1 protein-coding gene is annotated in these 273 nt (G+C 34.4%); it reads left to right on the forward strand.

The features are described 5' to 3' along the window. Window positions 1–273: hypothetical protein (locus AAEZ03_RS27345; RefSeq protein ID WP_350582984.1), on the forward strand; the 273-nt coding region annotated here is incomplete at both ends.

Here is a 273-nt window from a genome sequence, read left to right on the forward strand (position 1 = left end):
GTGTACTAGTATTTTAGATGTAATTATCGGTAATAACAAAAACTCACTTAATGAATATTCTACAAGTGTTTCAAGGGCTGACATACTTAATACGATCAACCAATTAACTCCATTAAAGTTTGAAAAATTTGTATTACTACTTTTATCAAATGTACTCAAACAAGAAAATATAAGAGCAGACGTTTCATATCAGCATACAGGCCAGACAGCAGATGGGGGCATTGATGGCACGGTGATAGTCAACACGAGACTTAAAGGCAGCCAAGAATATTG

Origin of the sequence: Pseudomonas sp. HY2-MNA-CIBAN-0224 (assembly GCF_040310285.1) — a bacterium.
In the GTDB taxonomy this organism is placed as follows: domain Bacteria; phylum Pseudomonadota; class Gammaproteobacteria; order Pseudomonadales; family Pseudomonadaceae; genus Aquipseudomonas; species Aquipseudomonas helleri.